General features: G+C 50.0%; 2 protein-coding genes. Both read right to left on the bottom strand.

Annotation, left to right across the window (positions count from 1 at the left end; translation table 11 throughout):
• Positions 1-33: 33 nt before the first annotated feature.
• Positions 34-10,785 (bottom strand): surfactin non-ribosomal peptide synthetase SrfAB, encoded by a 10,752-nt coding sequence (gene srfAB, locus MY9_RS21815; RefSeq protein WP_014662744.1) that lies wholly within the window; start codon positions 10,783-10,785, stop codon positions 34-36.
• A gap of 12 nt (positions 10,786-10,797) precedes the next feature.
• Positions 10,798-21,561, bottom strand: a complete 10,764-nt coding sequence (srfAA, locus tag MY9_RS02005; RefSeq protein ID WP_014662743.1) for a surfactin non-ribosomal peptide synthetase SrfAA — start codon at positions 21,559-21,561, stop codon at positions 10,798-10,800.
• Positions 21,562-22,024 lie beyond the last annotated feature (463 nt).

Here is a 22,024-nt window from a genome sequence, read left to right as displayed (position 1 = left end):
TTTCGCTCCCGCCTTCTGTAATTCCCTTGCGTTTTATTTTAAATTCTCCTCAAGCATGTCAAAGATATCTCCCATTTCGTCCATTTCAAGGTTTTCGGCGCTGAAGTCGCTTGGCGTGAATTCCTTCTCTTCTTTTTCCGTGCAATGACGGATCAGCATCAGAAGATTTTCTTTAAACCGTTCCATTCGCTCTTCAATCGTGGCTCTTTCAAACTCCTTCTCATTGTAGGAGCAGGAAAGCACAAACCGGCCGTTTCTGATCATGCCGCTGAAGCTTAAAGCGTACAGCGCCTCTGATTCTCCGCTTACTTGGCGCCCCATATCGAAAGCGGACGGTTCAAAGAAATCGGTTTTGACTTCACTGTCGAATTGGCCCAAATAGTTGAAGCTGATCTCCGGTGTGAAGCCCTTTGTTTCCGATGTTTCTGTGAAATAACGAAGAATGCCGTAGCCAACACCTTTATCCGGAATGCGGCGCAGGTTTTCTTTGACTGTTTTGATCACAGCTGAGACATCTGCTTCAGAGATGTCGAGCACAACTGGGTATTGTGCCGTAAACCAGCCGACCGTTCTGGAGATATTCACATTCGGGATGATGTCCTCCCGGCCGTGTCCCTCAAGGTTAATGCCGATTTTGGCACTGGCTGTCCATTCTTTCATTGTCAAACCAAGCGCGCTGAGAAGTATATCGTTGATTTCAGTTCCATATGGCTGATGAACATCTGTTAAAAGATGCTTCGTGTCTTCTTCCGTTAATTCACATAGGACGGATGATGTATCCTTGACGATCCGCTGCTCTGTTTCACAATCCTTCGGTAAAGGAGAAACCTGCTCAGCGGCAATTTGCGACCAGTATTCAGCCTGCTGTAAAAGATGCACTGATTGGCTGAATGCCGCCAGTTCTTCCGCCCAGTCCTTGAAGGAGTTTGTTTTTTGCGGGAAGACAAGGCTCTCTTCTTTCTCAGCCTGCATGTAGCCTGAAGCAAAATCTTCAAGCAAAATCCGCCATGACACACCGTCGACCACGAGATGGTGTACAGCGATGAGCAGGTGATCCCCAGCTTCCGTGCGGTATTGCTCCGCCTTTAGAAGGGGCCCGTTTTGCAGATCAATACTGCTTTGCAGCCTGTTCGCCAGAATCTTAATCTGGTTTTTCAGCATCTCTTCATCAGAGCCGTACAGATCCACGATTTCGAAACTTACCTTGCTCTCACCGATCGGTTGATACGCCTGAATGATGTCCCCGTTTTCCTCACGGTAAACCATACGGAGCGCGTCATGATGTTCGATCAGCGCCTGCAATGTTTTCTCCACCCGTTCAGGATCAAAGCCCTTCTTGGCGTGAAGCATCACCGATTGGTTCCAGTGGTGCTGATTCGTGAAGTTCTTTTCAAAGAACCAGCGCTGGATCGGCGTCAGGATGACTTCGCCCTCCACCGGGCCTTGGTCTGCCTGTTTGCCTTCGGCACGCTCTACGTATTGGGTCAGCTCCTCGATCGTCGGATGCTGGAAGAGATCTTTCATTTCCAGCTTCCAGCCGTGCTGGTTCAAGCGGCTCGCCATCTGAATTCCTTTGATGGAATCTCCGCCCAGCGAGAAGAAATTATCGGTGACACCGACTTCAGCCATTCCAAGCACGTCCTGCCAGATGCCGGCAAGCAGCTCTTCCATGTCGGTCGTCGGCGCTTTGTATTCCCCGCTTCCCGCTTCGATGTCCGGCTCAGGCAAGGCTTTGCGGTCCACTTTGCCGTTTGCCGTAACCGGAAGCTCGCTCAGCGTTACCCAGAACGCCGGGATCATGTAATCCGGCAGGGTTTCCTTCAGTGCTGATTTCAGTGCTTCTATGTCAGCTGATTCAGGTGTGACATACGCCGCGATCGCTGTATTGCCGCCTTTATCCTGCACGGCTGTTACCGCCGCATCCTGCACCTCAGAAAGCTGCGCGAGCTGGACTTCGATTTCTGAAAGCTCGATTCGGTAGCCGCGGACCTTGACCTGCTGGTCGATCCGGCCGATGTATTCGATGCCGCCCCCTGTCCACTTCACCAAATCGCCGGTGCGGTACATGCGCTCACCCGGCACAAACGGATCAGCGACAAACCGCTTCGCGGTTTCGTCTTCTCGATTCAGATAGCCTCGCGCCAATCCGCGTCCCGCTACACAAAGCTCTCCGGCTACGCCTTCCGGCTGTACCTGATTGCCCTCGCCAAGAATGTACACTCTCGTATTGGCGATTGCCTGTCCGATGGAAAGCGAGCCTTCCTCCGGATGGATTTCTGTGCTTGTGGCAACGACCGTGTTTTCTGTCGGCCCGTAGTTGTTGACGAGTGTATACGGCTTTTTCACTGCTCGCTTCAGCTTGTCTCCGCCTGTGAGCAATACGCGCAGTGATGTGTTCTCAAGCTCCATGAACTGTTCCGCCAGCTGTGTCGGCAGGAACGTAATCGTTACGCCGTTCGTTTCGAAATAATCGTTTAGGCGGACAATATCGAGGCGGATCGCTTCATCAATAACGTGAAGCTCGGCGCCGATCGTCCAAGTCGGGAACATCTCCCAAATGGAAGCGTCAAACCCAAAGCCCGCGTACTTCGCACTGCGGTCCTCCGCTGTCATACTGAACGCGTCGTGGTGCCAGAAGCACAGGTTCACAAGCGCATGGTGCTCGACCATGACACCCTTCGGCTGTCCGGTCGTTCCAGACGTGTAAATCATGTACGCCAAGTTCTCCGCGGTTACAGCGGTTTCTGGATTTTCCTCGTCGTTTTCATCAAGCGGCAGGCTTAGAATCGTGCGGCTTCCGTCGAGAAGAATGACATCCCCCGTATAGCTGTCCGGCACTGAAATGCCCTCTTGCTTCAAGAGAAGCTTCGCGCCGCTGTCCTGTAAAATATACTCAATCCGCTGATCCGGGTAGTCAGGATCAATCGGCACAAACGCCGCTCCCGCCTTTAAGACGCCGAGCACAGCGGCCGACATTTCAAGCGACGGCTTCGTAAGAACGCCGACGCGGTCATCCGGGCTGATGCCGCAATCGATCAGAATCCGCGCGAGACGGTTTGCCTTCGCATTCAGTTCGCCGTACGTCCAGGACCGGCCGTTGTATGTGACAGCAGGGCGGTCTTTGTGGCGCTGAACAGTCTCTTCGAATAGCTGATGAACCGTTTTGTCTGTCGGCACAGGCAGCGTTTTGCCCTTCCATGCCTCAAGAAGCGCTTGTTTTTCTGTTTCAGTGACGAGTGACAGGCTGGAAAGCGGCTGGTTCGGGTTTTCCGCAACAGCCTTTAGTAACCTCAGAACGTATTCGCTCCATTTTTCAGCCGTTTCTTTTGTGAACAGATCTGTCGCATATTCGAGCTGCAAGCCAATGCCGTTTTCATCAGTAAACCCGCCCAATGTCAGATCAAACTTAGAGGTTCCCTGATGAGCCTCATAAGGTGAAATGCTCAGATTTGGCAATGTAAGCTGTTCTTTATCGGGGTTTTCTGTCGTCACCATCACATTAAATACTGGATTTCGGCTCATATCCCGAGGGAGATCAAGCTGATTAACCAGATCTTCAAATGGATACTCCTGATGCTCCAGCGCTGACAGGTTCGTCTGCTTCGCTTGCTCCAGAAGCTCCGCAAATGTCTGCTGTTCTTTCGCTTCCATTCTCAGGGCAAGTGTATTGACGAACATTCCCGGCATGTCTTGGACATCGGCATTCGTCCGGCCCGCAGTAACAGAGCCGATGACGATATCCCGCTGTCCGGAAATTTTGCTTAAAAAGACGTGGAAAACCGCGTAAAGCACCATGTGCAAGGTCGTTCCGGTTTCCGCGAGCAGCTTTTCGACCGCCTTTGCCGTCTCACTTCCCGTACGGAAACGAATCGTATCTCCTTTAAAGCTTTGCACCGGCGGACGGGCGTAATCGAGCGGGAGATCAAGCTCTGGCAACTCGCCTGAAAGAACCGACAGCCAGTACGCCTCGTGTTCCTTCATCCGTTCTTTTTGCTCAGCTTCATGTTGCCAAACGGCGAAATCTTTATAATGAAGCGACGGCTCCGGAAGCTGCTCTCCTTTGTAAAGCAGCGCCAATTCTTTTACAAAGATGCCTCTTGAGACGCCGTCTGCGATGATGTGATGCATATCTAAAAGCAGCAAATGTTTCTTCGCTTCTATTCGAAGCAAAGCGGCGCGAATGAGCGGTGCGTCGGTTAAATCGAATGGCTGGATAAATTCCTTAATCTTTTGGTCCGCTTCGTCTTCTTCCGCTTCAAACAGATGAAGATCAACTTCCGCCTCCTCAATAATGCGCTGAACAGGCTCACCATTAGCTTCCATAAATGACGTCCGCAATGATTCATGACGGTTCACAAGCTGATTGAGCGAGTCGCGCAGGCGTGAAACATCAAGCTCACCTTCCATTAAAAGAACAGATGGCATGTTGTAGCTTATCGTCTGACGGTCAAGCTGATTGAGCACATACATCCGTTTCTGCGCGGATGACAATGGATACATAGCCTGCTTGTCAGCCGGCTTGAGGACTTGATGGCCGCCTGAAACAGCAGACGCCTCCATATAAGCCGCCAGCTGGCGAATAGTTGGCTGCTCGAACAGTGCTTTAAGCGGTATGCTTTTCTCCAATTCTGCCTGAATGTTGGCAATCAGCATCATTCCTTTTAATGAATGGCCGCCTAAATCGAAAAAATTGTCGTCAATGCCGATGGCTTCTATGCCAAGCGTTTTCCGCCATATGCGGCATAAGCTTTCTTCAAGCGCTGTTTCCGGTGCCGCCAAGGTCTTGCCAGAAGATTGTGCCGCATTCGGCTTCGGCAAAGCGTTTCTGTCGGTTTTCCCGTTTGCCGTCAGCGGAATTGCGTCAACCTGCACAAAGAAAGCAGGAATCATATGAGACGGCAGTGTTTGTGAAAGCTGGTTCCGGAGCTCTGCTTTTTCGATGGCCTGATCCGACGTATAATACGCGCAAAGCTCTTGAAGGCCGCCCTCGGAAACCGCTAGCACAACCGCTTCTTGAATTTCACTGAGGCTGAGCATGACCGTTTCAATTTCTTTCGGCTCAATGCGGTAGCCGCGGATTTTCACCTGATCATCAGCCCGGCCGATAAATTCAAACGTACCGTCAGAAAGTCTCCGTACGACATCTCCGGTTTTGTACATGAGGCTGCCCGGTGAATATGGATTCTCCACAAATCTCTCGGCTGTCAGCTGAGGCCTGTTGAGATATCCTCTCGCAAGCCCCTGTCCCGTAATATAGAGCTGTCCGCTCGCTCCCGGCGGCACAAGCTTCAATGCTTCATTTAAGACAAGCGCGCCGGCATTCGCAATCGGTTTTCCGATTGTCGGGCGTTTCGCAAATGCATCCGGCTCAGACAGATCAATCCGTCCGGCGATGGCGCCGATCGTTGCTTCTGTCGGGCCGTAGTGATTGATAAATTCGGTATGTCCATACACCCTGCGAAAGGCAAGAACATCAGCGGGGATGATTTTTTCTCCTCCCAAGACGATCAAGCGCAGGGATTCAAAGTTCGCCTCTTTTGCAAAACTGGATGTGTTCACCATTATATGGAACAGAGACGGGGTCAGTTTGATATATGTGATCCCATGCTCCTTGATATAGTGCGCTATTTTATCCGGCGCCGTATAGGTTTCCTTCTGTACGATATGGAGCTCGCCCCCGCCCAGAAGCACGGGGAACACGCTCGTATAGCCTAGGTCAAATGCGTAAGAGGATAGCAATACAGTCTTATCCTTTTCCGTCAGGCTCGCCTCTTCACTAAACCAAGAGACATAGTTTGTCAGATTGCGATGCTCGATCTGCACGCCCTTCGGCTTTCCGGTCGTACCGGATGTATAAATGACATATGCAAGATTGCGAGACCCTGAAATGGAAGCTGGGCGCTCCTTGCTTTCATTTCTCCATTTACCTTCATCAAGGTTGACGATTGCCCCTTCATATTGCCCAATAGCCGTCATGTTTCTTTCATTGACGATCGCAATTTTTGCTCCGCTGTCCTCTAATGAATAACGGATTCGTTCTTCGGGTGTATCAGGATCAATCGGAAGGAAAGCTGCCCCCGCCTTCATGACACCGAGAATGGATACCATCACCTCAGCTGACCGGTCCATAACAATCGCAACGATATCTTCACTTCCTGCCCCTTGGGCACGAAGATGGTGCGCCAGCTGGTTCGCCTGTTCATCAAGCTCGAGATAGGTCAGCAGATTTCCGCCAGCCTTCACCGCAGGATGGTCAGGTGTTTGCTGGGCCTGTTTTTCAAAAAGAGCTGCAAAGGTGGCTTCCGTAATTTGAGTCATATGTCTTTCTTCCAGCAAAGCAGCTGTTTCTGCAGATGAGAGCATATCTACTTCAGACAGCCGAATGTTCGGATTAGCCGCGGCCGCTTTGATGATATTGACAAAGTGGCTGCTCCAGCGGCGGATCGTCTCGTCCTTAAACAGAGCAGTCGCATAGTCAAAGCTTAGGCCGATATCGTCTTCACGCTCGACCGCTTCCAAGGAGAGGTCAAATTTCGCCACATGATGATGCATGGAATACGAGGAAATCTTCAAATCTCCTAATCTTAAAGAAGGAATCTCCATATTCTGCATATTGAACATCACGCTGAACAGCGGACTTCTGCTTGTATCCCTTGTAAGGGGAAGCTTTTCAATCAGCTCCTCAAGCGGATAGCTCTGGTGCTCGAAGGCTTGAAGGCTGGCTGTTTTGACCTCCTCAAGGAATTGCGCGAAGGTTTTATCCCCCGCTGGTGCCGTTCTGAGTGCTACCGTGTTGACAAACATCCCCGGCACACCTTGCAGATCAGGATGTGTTCTGCCAGCTGTCGGCGAGCCGACAATGATATCATCCTGCGACGCGTACTTAGAAAGGAGTACATTGAATGCCGCCAGCAAAAACATGTACATTGTCGTATCCGTTTCTGCTAAGAATGACTTGATTTGAGCAGTCATCTGTTGATCAAGCCCGAACATCACGCGCTCTCCCGCAAAGCTCCGCTCAGCAGGCCGCTCGAAATCCGCGGGAAGATCCAGTATTGGCAGCTCGCCTTTAAAGACATCGAGCCAGTATGCCTCATCTTTTTGATAATCAGCGTGTTCTTTGTGCCAAACTGCGTAATCTTTATAGTGAATTTGCGGCAGCTCCAGATCCGCGCCTTGATACATTTTGGCAAGATCACCGATCAGAATGCCTGTTGAACTGCCGTCAGTGATAATATGATGCATATCAATGAGCAGCAGGTGGCGATTTTCTTCCAGCTGGACAAGCTTCGAACGGACGAGCGGCGCACGATGTAATTCAAACGGCTGAACGAACGCTCTGATCATTTCCTCCGCGTCCTCTTCCCGTCCCTTGGCAGCCTCCAGCTGGAACGATATGTTTTTATGAACGGTTTGTACAACCTCTCCGTCGATCATGTCAAACGATGTACGAAGGATTTCGTGCCGGTTGATTAATTGCTGCATCGCGTTTTCAAGCCGGTCTTTATCTACTTCTCCCTCCAGCAAAAGTACAGCGGGGACGTTGTAGCTTGTGTTTGCTTGTCCAAGCTGATTGAGGATATACATTCTCCGCTGGGCCGGGGATACAGGATAATGCTGCTGATAAGGTGCTTGCCTGATCGGTTCAAACGTCTGCTCCTCCTTGCTTTCGTTCTCGTCCAAATACAGCGCCAATTCTTGAATGGTCGGCTTTTCAAAAAGCACTTTAATCGGTACTTCCTTATGGAAATGCTCTTGGATTTTTGCCGTCATCATCATCGCTTTCAAAGAATGGCCGCCGATCATAAAGAAGTTATCGGTAACGCCTGCTTTGACACCGAGTATTCCTTCCCAGATCTCCGCTAATTTCTTTTCACTCTCTGTTTCTGGTGCTGCGTATTCCGGCTGCACGGCTTCTGATTGCGGCGCGGGCAGTTCTTTTTTGTTGATTTTCCCGTTTGGCGTGAGCGGCAGACTGTCCATTTGAATCAGGTGGGCAGGGACCATATAATCAGGCAAAGACTGAGATAGCGTTTTTCTCAGCTCGCTCACAGTCACTTCACAGTCCGCCGTAAAGTACGCGCAAATTTCATTTTCATCCGCTTTGTTTTTGCGGATGATCACCGCAGCCTCTGTCACATGCTCAGCCATGTTCAGTTTTGTTTCAATTTCGCCAAGCTCAATTCGGAAGCCGCGCACCTTCACTTGGTTGTCGATTCTGCCTAAAAATTCGATATTGCCGTCCGGCAGCCATCTTGCCAAGTCGCCAGTGCGATAAATCCTTTCACCCGGTCTGAACGGGTCTTCGAGAAATTGCTTCTCCGTCAGCTCAGGGAGATTGACATAGCCACGCGCCACACCGATTCCGCCGACGCAAAGCTCGCCGGGTGCGCCGATTGGCTGCAGGCGTGCCTGCTCATCCATGATGTAGGCAGTGGAATTTCCGATCGGCTTCCCGATTGGGATAGAGCCGCCATACTCGCGGTCGATCAGAAAACTTGTTGAAAACGTCGTGTTTTCTGTCGGGCCGTATCCGTTCCACAATGAAAGCGACGGCGATGCCTGTTTGACTTTGCTGACAATATGCGGGACAAGGGCGTCTCCGCCGATGATTAAATGTCGCAGTGTGCCGAACATACCCGCATCCTTTGCGGCAAGCTGGTTGAATAATGGTGATGTCAGCCACATCGTCGAGATTCTTTGCTCGCGCAGGAATGCAGCAAATTGTTTCGCATCAAGCAGCGTCTCTTTTTTGACCGGATAAAGCGCTGCGCCATTTAGCAGTGCACCGAATACCTCAAACGTTCCGGCATCAAAGCTGACCGCTCCTGTTTGCGCCATACGGTCCTCTTCAGTAACAGGAACGTACCCGGCATTTTTGACGAGGCGCAGAATGCTTTTATGTTCGATCATGACGCCTTTTGGTTTGCCCGTTGAACCGGATGTGTACATGATATATGCCAAGTCGGACGGGGCGGATGGCAGGTTGAGATTGTCAACCGCTTCGCTCTCATCCAAGCCTATGTCCAGTGTAAGGACCGGCACCTGCAGCTGATGCGCCTGCTCTGTATAAGAAATTCCGGTCAAGACCATTCGAACGGAGCTGTCCTCTGCCATGAACCGAAGACGGTCCCCAGGAAGCGCTGGATCAAGCGGAACATATGCAGCGCCTGCTTTTAACACAGCCAGCATGCCGACAACGGTTTCTATTGAGCGGTCGTTCATAATCGCGACTGTTTCCCCTTTTTGAAGGCCTTGGTCAATCAGCTTTCTCGCCAGACGATTGGCCGCTGCATTCAGCTCGCGATATGTCAGCTCGGTTCCTTCATATACAACGGCAGTGCTCGCCGGCGTCCGTTTCGCTTGCTCTTCAAACACTTGATGAACAGCCATTCCTTCCGGGAGTTCGGCTTTCGTGCTGTTAAACACCTCGACAATTTGCCGCTGCTCTTCGGCTCCCACAAGCCCGTACTCACGCACAAACGCGGCCGGCTGATCGACAGCTGCTTCCATCATGCGGGTAAGGTGCTCCGCTGTCCGTTCGATAAAAGCGGAATCAAAGGCGGCGCCGTTATATTTGATTTTGACGGTCCACGTTTTGCCCGGATACACAATCAGGTTGAAATCGAAGCTCGTTTGTTCAAATGCGCTTTCTACCTTGATCGAGAACCCGAGGCGGTCTTCCATGCTGCCATTTTCAAGCTCCTGATCAAGCGGATAATTTTCAAAAGCGACCAGATGGTTTAAGAGATTGCCATCAAGGGCTGAGCGTTTTTGAATCTCATAGAGCGGCACGTAATCGTAACGCTCCGCCTCTACTGCATGCCGCTGAACAGCTGTGAAAATATCAGCGAAAGCAGCATCTCGTTCAACGTTTACCCGCACTGGAATGGTGTTGATAAACAGCCCCGCCATCGTTTCAATTCCGTTGATTTCAGACGGCCTTCCCGAGACGACCGTTCCGAAGACCACATCATCCGTAAAGTTGTATTTGCTGAGAACAATGCCCCAAACGGCCTGAAATAGGTTAGGCCCCGTCACTTGATGGCGGTTTGCGGCTTGCTGAATACGGGCAACCAGTGTTTCGTCCCATGTAAATGAATATTCTTTATTGACGTATTCGTCTTTTTTCACAGGCAGGCGGCCCGGGAGCACACTTGGCTGTTCAAAACCCGCCAAGCGCTCGCTCCAGTAGCTCTCCGCTTCTTCATTGTCCTGTTTTCCAAGCCACTTGATGTAATCGGAATAAGGCTTGCCTTTACCGTTTGCAGGTGTCCTGCCTGCTCTGAGCGCTTCATAGTTTTGGAACAGGCTTTTCATGAGGACGCCCATGCTCCAGCCGTCCATCATAATATGATGATTGCTCCAGACGAGATACAGCTGATCTGCATTAAGGCGGAAAACTGCTACCTTGAACAAAATATCTTTTGCCAGGTTAAAGCCTTGTCGCTGAACGTCTTGTTTGTAACGCTCAATGTGCTCTTTCTGGCGGCTCGTGTCTGCATGACTGATATCCTCATAATGCACCTTTGTTTTGCGTTCCGCTAATACAACCTGACGCGGTTTTTGCAGCTGCTGATGCACAAATACCGTACGGAGAATATCGTATGACCGAATCAGTTCATTGACGCTTTTCTCAAAGATTTCAAGATCAAAAGCGCCGTGAATCCCAAGCTCTAATTGTGTGAAGTATGAGGAAGAATGCGGATCAAGCATCGCATGATACAGCATTCCTTCCTGCATTGGTGTCAGTGCGTACACCTTTTGAATCGATTTTTTGCTCATATGCCACCTCTATTAGAAAATTTCCATTAATTTATCAAGCTCATCCAGCGTCAAATCGTCGTCACCAAGGTCACTCGGGGTCAGTTCCGTACCATCTTGAGATAGGCAATGTTCAATGATTCTGAGTAGATGCGCTTTAAAGCTATCGCTGAATGACTTTATCGTTTTTTCATGAAATTCAAGAGAATGATAGGCCAGTGACATCGTCAGTTTTCCGTTTTCGATATATCCGACAACATCCAGCGCATTCGGTTTTTCTGTTTCAGGGCTTAATGACTGTCCTGATGGCAGCTCTGATCTCGTGAACAAACCCGCATCCGACATGTCATCGAACTGACCTAAATAGTTAAAGCTGACATCCGGCTGAATCGAGAACGCCACATCTTCTTTATGTTCCGGTGCCGTCAGATAGCGCAGAATGCCGTATCCGACTCCCTTATTCGGCACATGTCTGATATCTTCTTTCATTTGCTTCAGCTGGTAGCCCAGGTCATCCGTATGCTTCATATCAAGCACCATCGGGTACATACTTGTAAACCAGCCGACTGTGCGGGAAATGGTCAGGTCTTCTATGATTTCTTCACGTCCATGCCCCTCTAAATGAACACTTACTTGATCTTGGCCTGTCCACTCCCTCATCGCCAATCCGAATGCCGTCAGCAAAATATCATTCATTTCTGTGTGATATGCCTCATGCACCTTTGTGGTGAGCTGTTCTGTCTCTTCAGCAGTCAGCGAGAATTCAATTGTCTTTGTATGTTTCATTCGCTGATCACCAGATTCGCGATCCTTCGGAAGCTTTGCTGCGACAGTTTGTTCTTCAAGCTGTCTCCAATACTCTTTTTCTTTCAAAAAGGCTTTGGAGTTCGCGAAGTCTTGCAATCTCTCTGCATACTCTGCAAATGAATGTGTTTTCTGCGGGAGAACCGGTTCATTACCTTGCTCAAGCTGTGTATATACCGCTGCGAAATCCTCCAGTAAAATCCGCCACGACACGCCGTCAACCACTAAGTGGTGAATGGCAAGAAGCAAGTGATCTCCGTCTTCCGCTTGGAACAAGCCTGCTTTTAACAAGCCACCTTCCTGCAAGTCGATGCTGCTTTGCAAACGCTCCGCTTCTCTCTCTATACGGTCTTCGTGATCTTTCGCTTGGCCCTCAATCTGGATGACCTCCAATTGAGCGGAAGAGGCTTCTAGTCCTCTGTTGTATTGAACGACATCTTCCTGTCCCTCACGGTAAACCATGCGGAGCGCGTCATGATGCTCGATCAGCGCCTGCAATGTTTTCTCCACACGTTCAGGATCAAAGCCCTTCTTGGCGTGAAGCATCACCGATTGGTTCCAGTGGTGCTGATTCGTGAAGTTCTTTTCAAAGAACCAGCGCTGGATCGGCGTCAGGATGACCTCGCCCTCCACCGGGCCTTGGTCTGCCTGTTTGCCTTCGGCACGCTCTACGTATTGGATCAGCTCCTCGATCGTCGGGTGCTGGAAGAGATCTTTCATTTCCAGCTTCCAGCCGTGCTGGTTCAAGCGGCTCGCCATCTGAATTCCTTTGATAGAATCTCCGCCAAGCGAGAAGAAATTGTCGGTGACACCGACTTCAGCCATTCCAAGCACGTCCTGCCAGATGCCGGCAAGCAGCTCTTCCATGTCGGTCGTCGGCGCTTTGTATTCTCCGCTTCCCGCTTCGATGTCCGGCTCAGGCAAGGCTTTGCGGTCGACTTTGCCGTTTGCCGTAACCGGAAGCTCGCTCAGCGTCACCCAGAACGCCGGGATCATGTAATCCGGCAGGGTTTCTTTAAGCGAAGACTTTAGTGCTTCTATATCAGCTGATTCCGGTGTGACATACGCCGCGATCGCTGTATTGCCGCCTTTATCCTTGACAGCTGTCACCGCCGCATCCTGCACCTCAGAAAGCTGCGCGAGCTGGACTTCAATTTCTGAAAGCTCGATCCGGTAGCCGCGGACCTTGACCTGCTGGTCGATCCGGCCGATGTATTCAATGCCGCCGTTCACCCACTTCACCAAATCACCAGTGCGGTACATGCGTTCACCCGGCACAAAAGGATCAGCGACAAACCGCTTCGCGGTTTCGTCTTCTCGATTCAGATAGCCTCGCGCCAATCCGCGTCCCGCCACGCAAAGCTCTCCGGCTACGCCTTCCGGCTGCACCTGATTGCCCTCGCCAAGAATGTACACTCTCGTATTGGCGATTGCCTGTCCGATGGAAAGCGAGCCTTCCTCCGGATGGATTTCCATGCTTGTGGCAACGACCGTGTTTTCTGTCGGCCCGTAGTTGTTGACGAGCTTGTACGGCTTTTTCACGGCACGCTTCAGCTTGTCTCCTCCAGTCAAGAGGACACGGAGTGATGTGTTCTCAAGCTCCATGAACTGTTCCGCCAGCTGTGTCGGCAGGAACGTAATCGTTACACCGTTCGTTTCGAAATAATCGTTTAGGCGGACAATATCGAGGCGGATCGCTTCATCAATGACGTGAAGCTCAGCGCCAATCGTCCAGGTCGGGAACATTTCCCAAATGGAGGCGTCAAATCCGAAGCCCGCGTACTTCGCACTGCGGTCCGCCGCTGTCATACTGAACGCGTCGTGGTGCCAGAAGCACAGGTTCACAAGCGCATGGTGCTCGACCATGACACCCTTCGGCTGTCCGGTCGTTCCAGACGTGTAAATCATGTACGCCAAGTTCTCCGAGATTACAGCGGTTTCTGGATTTTCCTCGTCGTTTTCATCAAGCGGCAGGCTTAGAATCGTGCGGCTTCCGTCGAGAAGAATGACATCTCCCGTATAACTGTCCGGCACTGAAATGCCCTCTTGCTTTAAGAGAAGCTTCGCGCCGCTGTCCTGCAAAATATACTCAATCCGCTGATCCGGGTAGTCAGGATCAATCGGCACAAATGCCGCTCCCGCCTTTAAGACGCCAAGCACCGCGGCGGACATTTCAAGCGACGGCTTCGTGAGGACGCCGACGCGGTCATCCGGGCTGATGCCGCAGTCGATCAGAATCCGCGCGAGACGGTTTGCCTTCGCATTCAGTTCGCCGTACGTCCAGGACCGGCCGTTGTATGTGACAGCAGGGCGGTCTTTGTGGCGCTGAACAGTCTCTTCGAATAGCTGATGAACCGTTTTGTCTGTCGGCACAGGCAGCGTTTTGCCCTTCCACGCCTCGAGAAGCGCTTGTTTTTCTGTTTCAGTGACGAGTGACAGGCTGGAAAGCGGCTGGTTCGGGTTGCCGGTAACAGCATCTAAAAGCTGCATCCAGTATTGCTTCCATCGTTCAATCGTTTCCTGCTTAAACAGAGCTGTATTGTATTCGAGTACGAATGTAAGCCCTCCGTCGGTTTCGTCAGCTGTCAGTGTGAGGTCAAACTTGGCTGTTTTCCGTTCAAACGGATGCGGCTCAAGCTGAATCCCTTTCATTGTTAAATCCTTTATATTCGCATTTTGCATTGAAAAAACTGCATCGAATAACGGATTTCTGCTTGTGTCACGCTGAACCTGAACATTTCCGATCAAGTCCTCAAGCGGGTAATCCTGCGCATCAAAAGCGCTGAGTGCCGTTTCTTTCACTTCATTAAGATAGTCAGCAAAGGTCTTTTCACCCTTCGGATACGTGCGCAGCGCCAATGTATTGACGAACATTCCGATGACACGGCTGACGTCCGCTTGAGATCGTCCGGCCACAGGTGAACCGACGATGATATCGTCTTGTCCGCTCAATTTTGATAAAAACGCACTGTATGAAGCCAGAAGCACCATGTAAAGCGTGGAATCCGTTTCTTTCGCAAGCCTGCGCAGAGCATCGGCTTTGCCTGCTTCTAATGAAAATGCAATGCGGTCTCCCTCAAATGTTTGAACGGCAGGCCGGCTGTAGTCAGTCGGAAGCGTCAATACCGGCAGCTCTCCATCCAGCTCCTTCAGCCAATGTTCCTCTTGCTTCTTGTAAAGCTCAGACTGAATGAACTGCTGCTGCCACACGGCATAATCCTTATATTGAATACGGAGCGGCTCAAGGTCTTCTCCGTCATACAGCTTTGAAAGCTCCTCAATCAGCACACCGACAGACGCACCGTCAGAAATAATGTGATGCATATCGAACAGCAGCACATGCTCAGTGTCTGAATGCTTGATCAGCCCTATTCTGAACAGTGGAAGTTGGTCGATTTTGAAAGGCTTAATAAACTCAGAAACGATCCGCTCTGTCTCTTCTTCCGGGGCTTCGAAATAGGCCATCTCACACTCAGCCTCTTCCCAGATCCGCTGCACCGTTTCTCCATCTTTTATTTCAAACGTGGTTCTCAAGGCTTCATGACGCTGCATTAACTGCTGCATGACGCTGTTAAGCCTTTCAACATCAAGCTCACCTGTCAGGCGCAGAACCGCCGGCATGTTATAGCTCGTTTGCGCATCCTCAAGCTGCTGAAGCACGTACATCCGTTTTTGCGGTGAAGAAACAGGATACGTATCTTGTTTCTCTGCCGGGCTGATGCTTGCGGCTGTCCCTTTTTCAGCAGAAGCAATCACTTGTGCCAAGCCCTCAACCGTCGGTGACTGGAAGAGATTTTTGAGTGACAGCTCAACGCCCAGTTCCTGATGAACCAAGGCAAGCATCTTCATGCCTGCTAATGAGTGTCCGCCAATGTCAAAGAAGTGGTCATAGACGCCGATTCGTTCAGCCTGAAGCACCTGCGCCCAAATGTCTGCGACTTTTTGTTCCGTTTCATTGCGTGGCGCAACATATGAAACACCTCTTGAAACGTTGGCATCAGGAATCGGCAGCGCTCTCCGATCAATTTTTCCGTTCCCAGTCAGCGGCAGCTCGTCCATTTGGATAAACACCGCAGGAACCATATATGCCGGCAAGTCCTTCGCAGCATGCTCTCTCAGCTCCTGTGATGAGATGTCTCCCTCTCCGACATAGTAAGCGCAAAGCAGTTGATCTCCCGCTCCTTGTTCAACAGCAAGCACAACACTCTCCTGAACACGATCATGGGTTTGCAGCTGATGTTCGATTTCTCCAAGCTCGATACGCTGTCCGCGAATCTTCACCTGATGGTCGATTCGCCCGATAAATTCGATGTTGCCATTCGGCAGCCATCTCGCAAGGTCTCCCGTTTTATACATGCGTTCGCCGGATGCAAACGGATGGGGAACAAATTTCTCCTCAGTCAGCTCTGGACGGTTGTAATAGCCTTTCACGAGTCCCTCGCCGCTGACGCAAAGCTCTCCAGCAATCCCCACCGGCTGCACGTGTCCCGTACGGTCAAGAATGTATACTTCCGTATTGCTGACCGGTTTTCCAATCGGAACAGACAGCGTGTGCTCCTCTAACTCATCAACCGGATGATATGTCGCGAAAACCGTGCTTTCAGACGGCCCATACATGTGAAGGAGCTTGCCCTTTCCAACCGTTTGCAAAGCTTTTCTGACATGCTCAACGGAAGCCCGTTCCCCGCCAAACATAATCTTGCGCAGCGTTGACAAGCACGCCGGATTCAAGTCCACAAGCAAGTGGAACAAAGCGGTTGTAATCATGAGAATGCTGATGTTCTCCCGTTCAATGACGCGAGACAGGCGAGCCATATCCAAGACGGTTTCCTTCGGTATCAGCACCAGCTTGGCACCGTTTAACAAAGAACCGAACATATCGAACATAAACGCGTCAAACACGTAATTGGAAAGACCGAGAATCGTATCCTGTTCTGTAATGCTGAGATAATTCGTTTCCTTCACCGTACGGAGAATATTGGCATGTGTCACGATATTCCCCTTAGGGGTTCCTGTCGTTCCGGAGGTATACGTCAGGTTGGCCATTGCCGCAGAATCAAGAGGCAGTGCGAGATTTCGCGCTTCGTCATGATAGCTTTCTTCCTCATCTGCGAGCACGATAACGCCGCCAAATTCAGCTTCTTCCGCTAAAGCCTTTAATTTCCTCTGTGTGAGAAGCACCTTTGCGCCGCTGTCACGGAAGAAATGCTGGATTCGCTGAATCGGGTGTTCGGGATCGATCGGAACATAAGCCGAACCTGATTTTAATACTGCCAAGATCGACACAATCATCTCCATGGACCGCTCACATAAGACAGCCGCAGTTCTGCCATCGCCAGCACCAAGAGAAAGAATGCCGCGGGCTAAACGATTGGCCCGTTCATTCAGCTCACGATAGGTGAGTGTTTCACCTTCATATTGAAGCGCCGGATGGTCTGGCGTTTTCGCCGCTTGCTCTTCAAACAGCTGAACAATTGTTTTGTCTTTCGGATAAGGTGTTCTGCCCGGGTTAAACTGCTGAATTTGCGAAGCAGCCTCCTCTTCAGAAAGAAGCTTATACTCGGAAATCCGCTGTTCCGGCTCAGCCGCAGCATCTTCAAGCAAACGCGCAAAATGCGTAAGCAGCCTGTTTGCCGTGCTTTGTTTAAAGAGCTTCGTGCTGTAATCCAAATCAAGCTCAATGCCTTCATCGGTTTCTCTCGCCTGCACTGTCAAATCAAATTTGGCTATCTTGAAATTGGTCTCATGAACAGACAAGGACAGATCGCCGACAGCCGGAATGCCCTCTGTCGCGTTTTGAAGGCTGAACATCGTGTCAAACAGCGGATGCCTGCTTACATCACGCGGGATGTTCAACTCTTCAACAAGCCACTCAAACGGATAGTCCTGATGAGAAAAGGCATCCAGCACGCGTTTGCGGACACGCGAGATCAATTGAGTAAACGTCTCATCCTGCTTGACCTCACTGCGAATCGCAAGCGTATTGACGAACATCCCTACAATGCCCTCTGTATCGGAGTGGTTTCTGCCGGCTGACGGCGTCCCGACAATGATGTCATCCTGTCCCGTATACTTTGACAAAAGCGTATAGTAAGCGGAAAGCATCACCATATACAAAGTGGCGCCGTTTTGTTCAGCCAAACGATTGAGGCGATCCTTTACCCCCGCATCCAGCTTGATTGACACCCGATCCCCTTCAAAGCTTTGAACAGGCGGTCTCGGGTAATCGGACAGAAGCTGAAGCACCGGGAGCTCGCCTGCAAAGACTTCCTTCCAATAAGCCCGGTCCTTCTTGTACCCTTCAGCAGCCTGCCTGCTTTGCCATACGGCGTAGTCCTTATACTGGAGACGAAGCTCAGGAAGCTGTTCGCCTTTATAAATGCGTGCTAATTCCTCCAATATAATGCCAATGGATACACCGTCAGAAATCAAGTGGTGCATGTCAAACAGCAGCATATGACGGTTCTCTTCAAGCTTCAGCAAACCGATTCTAAACAGCGGAGCTTTCGCCAAGTCAAATCTCCGAACGAATGAAGCCATAATTGCCTCATCTGAGCGGCCGCCTCTTTCAATCATCTCAATGTTGAATTCAACGCTGTCGTGAATGTTCTGTCTCGGCGTGCTGTTTTCAAGAACAAATGACGTTCTCAAAGACTCGTGGCGTCGGATTAACCCCTGAAATGCGCGCTCCAGTTTTTGAATATCTAAAGGCCCTTCCAGAATTGCTGCCGCCGGCATGTTGTAGCCGACTCCCGCATCCTCGAACTGGCTGACGATATATGTTCGCTGCTGTGCCAGAGAAAGCGGATAATGCTCCTGTTTTTCAGCAGGTTCAATCACCGAAAATGCCCGGCTTTCTCTGTGATCTGCTTCCTGTGCAAGAGCCGCAATCGTCGGATGCTCAAACAAATATTGAAGCGGAATCTCGACGTCTGTTTCCTTATGAATCTTCGTTAAAAGGGTCATGGCCTTCAATGAATGTCCGCCCGTTTCAAAGAAATTGTCAAAGATCCCCGCCTTCTCAACGTTCAGCACATCCTGCCAAATGGCTGCGATTGCTTTTTCAGTCTCATTTCGCGGCGCTGTATAGGCCGTGCTGCTGACAGCCTTCACCTCTAGCGCAAACAGCTTGCGGCGATCGACTTTGCCGCTTGGCGTAAGCGGGATTTCTGTCACGTCTGTAAAGTAAGCCGGCACCATATAGTCAGGAAGCTGTCTGGCCGCATGCTCCCTCAAGCCGGCTGGCGCAAATTCGCTTCCAGGCTTCTGCACAACATATGCGCAAACCTCAAGATTTCCCTGTTCGTCAGGCCGTGCCAAAACAACGGCTTTTGCAACGTCGGGCGCCTGCTGAATCACAGCTTCAATTTCCCCAAGCTCAATTCGGTATCCGCGGACTTTGACCTGGTCATCCTCTCTGCCTAAATATTCGATTGTTCCATCTGGAAGCCAGCGCACCACATCCCCGGTTCGGTACATGCGCTCGCCCGCCACGAACGGATCTTGTAAAAACTTCTCATCCGTCAATTCAGGTAAATGCAAATAGCCTCGGCCTACACCGTCTCCCGCGATATAAAGCTCGCCCGCCACGCCTTCAGGCTGCAGCCGGCCTTTTTGATCCAAAATATATAAGCGGTTATTACCCAGCGCTTTCCCGATCGGCACATACGCTGATTGAACGGGACTCTCCGAGATAACCGGATGAACAGAGGCGTCAACACACGTTTCAGTCGGCCCGTACACATTGGTCAAACGCGGCGCCGAGCCTGTTTCTTTAAACAGCTTCATCAGCTTATCCGCAACGACAGAGGATAGGCCTTCTCCGCCAATCAGCATATGCCTCAGCTTAAGTCCGACAAGATCGCCCGCCGCTATCAACATTTGCAGATGGGCAGGTGTACCATCCGTCGCCTCAATGCTATTTCTCCGATAATACGCAGCAAGGGCGGCCCCGTTCGTCACTGTTTTCTTCGGTACGATATATAGGGTTTGTCCCAAAAGAAGCGACGCGAAAATCTGCTTCACTGACGCATCAAAGTGGAAAGGCGCAAGCAATGCCATTCGCAGGGTTTGGCAGCCGCTTTGATAAATCGTCTGCTGCAGAGATTCAACCAAGTGATGAACCTGGCGATGCTCGATCATAACGCCTTTCGGACGTCCGGTTGTTCCCGATGTGTAAATAATGTAAGCAAGATTCCGCGCGTTTACATCAGCCTCCGGCATGTCGTCTGAGCCTTCCGCAATCGCCTGATCAAAATCAATCAATTCAGCATCGGACGCAGGAGCTTCAATCTGCGATTCAGTCAGGATGAAGTCCGCCCCGCAATCCTCCAAAATATATTGAATCCGCTCAGCAGGAAAACCGGGATCAATCGGCACATAGGCTCCGCCGGCATTTAAAATCCCCATGATAGATGTAATCATCCGTTCAGAGCGTTCAATCAGTACGGCGACAGGACTGTCCGGGCCAACCCCTTTTTGTTTCAGCACATTGGCAATACGTGCAGATTGCTCATGTAACGCTCGATAGGACAATGTGCGATCTTCAAATACAACTGCTGGGTGATCTGAAAGCAGCTCAGCCTTTTCTCGGAAAAGCTCTGGGATCGTCATGTCCTTACGGTAGTTCACAGATTTACCGCCGGCCATCGCAAGCAGCTTCTCTTTCTCCCCTTCAGAAATCAGTGTTAATTCATCAATTGTATGTTCTGGATGCGTTAACGCGTTCTCCAGCATGGTCATCATGCGCTCACAAATCATGTTGATTTCTTCACGTGAAAATAAATCAGTTCGGTAATCAAAATCTATGGTGAGTTTCCCAGTATCCCATCGATCCTTTACATGAATCGAGACATCATTTAATCCGCTGCCGCTGAAAATCGGCTCTGTCAAAAAGGCAAGATCCTCTTCTTTCTGCCACTGCATCACTTGATATTCAAGAGAAACTGTAAACAGCCTGGTCAGAGAGCTCTTTGTTTCACGCAAATCGTTGATCAGGAGATTATACGGATACTTTTGGTGGCGAAGTGTCTTCATCAGATCCTTCATCCGATCTTTGACAAATTCTAAAAACGCTTGCCCGCCGTCAATGTTTGTCCGAAGCGGAACCGTAGAAACAAACATGCCTAGCATTTGCTTCTCTTTCGCATTCGTCCGGTTGCCCATAAAGGTTCCCGTCACAACATCATTCTGGCCGCTGACCCTGTACAAATAGGCGGCAAGCAACGATTGAAACACCGAAAGAACACTGACTTTGTTTGCCTCACAAAACGATAGAATCTGTTGATGAAGTGCTTCAGGCACATCTTTAGAGTACCTCTCAGCATCCAAACTCCCTCCTGCGGAAGCATTCCGTTTCAGGGAAACAAGTTCAGGCACCGATTCAAATTGCTTGTTCCAAAACGCCTTGTCCTTTTCAAACCGCTTCGATTGAGCATAGTCCTGTTCAGATAAAACATGATCGATAAATGAATGCGAGATTCCTTCTTTTTTCTCTGAGCCGTTGGCTAATTCTAAATAAATGTGCATGATCGCATTCCCGAGAATATTCATGGAGATGCCATCAGAAATTACGTGATGAACATTTGCGTAAAACCACACTTCATTTTCCTTTATGGTGAACAAGGAAAACCGGAACAAATCACAATCGTACAGCGGCAAAGGTTTTTTCGTTTCCTCCCGGCTCCATTGTGAAATAGACTCTATCGCATTCGGATCTCCAGTAGTGTCAGTATGTTTTATATCAACAGGCCGATACTCGCTAATATATTGAACAGGCTCCCCATTTTGATTGAGCCGCAGCCGAAGGCGCATGGACTCATTTCTGCGAATAAACTCTTGAATCGCCTGCCCAACAAGCACATAATCAATCGCATCAGTTGAAACCAGCTTACCAATCCCCGCAAGGTTTGAAATACTCGTGTGAGGATAAAATTTTTCTGTATACCAAATTCGTTTTTGTGCATCCGTTAAAGGATAAAAAGTTATTTCCATATTGTCATACCTCCCCTAGTCTTCATAAGCAGTGAACATGTGCAGCGCATTTTCTCTTTTTTATCCATACCAGCTTTTAATTCTTATGAACTAACAACCGAAATAGCCCAAAGTACTACACTTAAAAAGCAGTGCTTCCAATCTACCGCTATTAAAACAGGCTGCCGTCAGTCAGCATTGCGGGGTCTAACACAAGCGAATAAAGACCGCAAGACCCCCCACCCTAATAGGAAACAATTTTGGCTATTTATTCATTGTTTTCAATATTTTTTATCTTACTACCGTTCACTTTAAATGAAAAAAATGTTTTTATCACCGAAAAATGGGTGAAAAGTTTCATGCGGGATGCCGAAAGATTCCAGTTTATTTACAGGGATATTTTTGCGGGATGCCGCAATTATTTCCACTAAACATTATTTACAGAAAAATAAAAATTTTTAAAACAAACTTCTGCGTTCAATCT

The sequence above is a fragment of the Bacillus sp. JS genome, assembly GCF_000259365.1.
Lineage (GTDB): Bacteria > Bacillota > Bacilli > Bacillales > Bacillaceae > Bacillus > Bacillus stercoris.
This window is presented reverse-complemented; position numbering and strand designations above follow the sequence as displayed.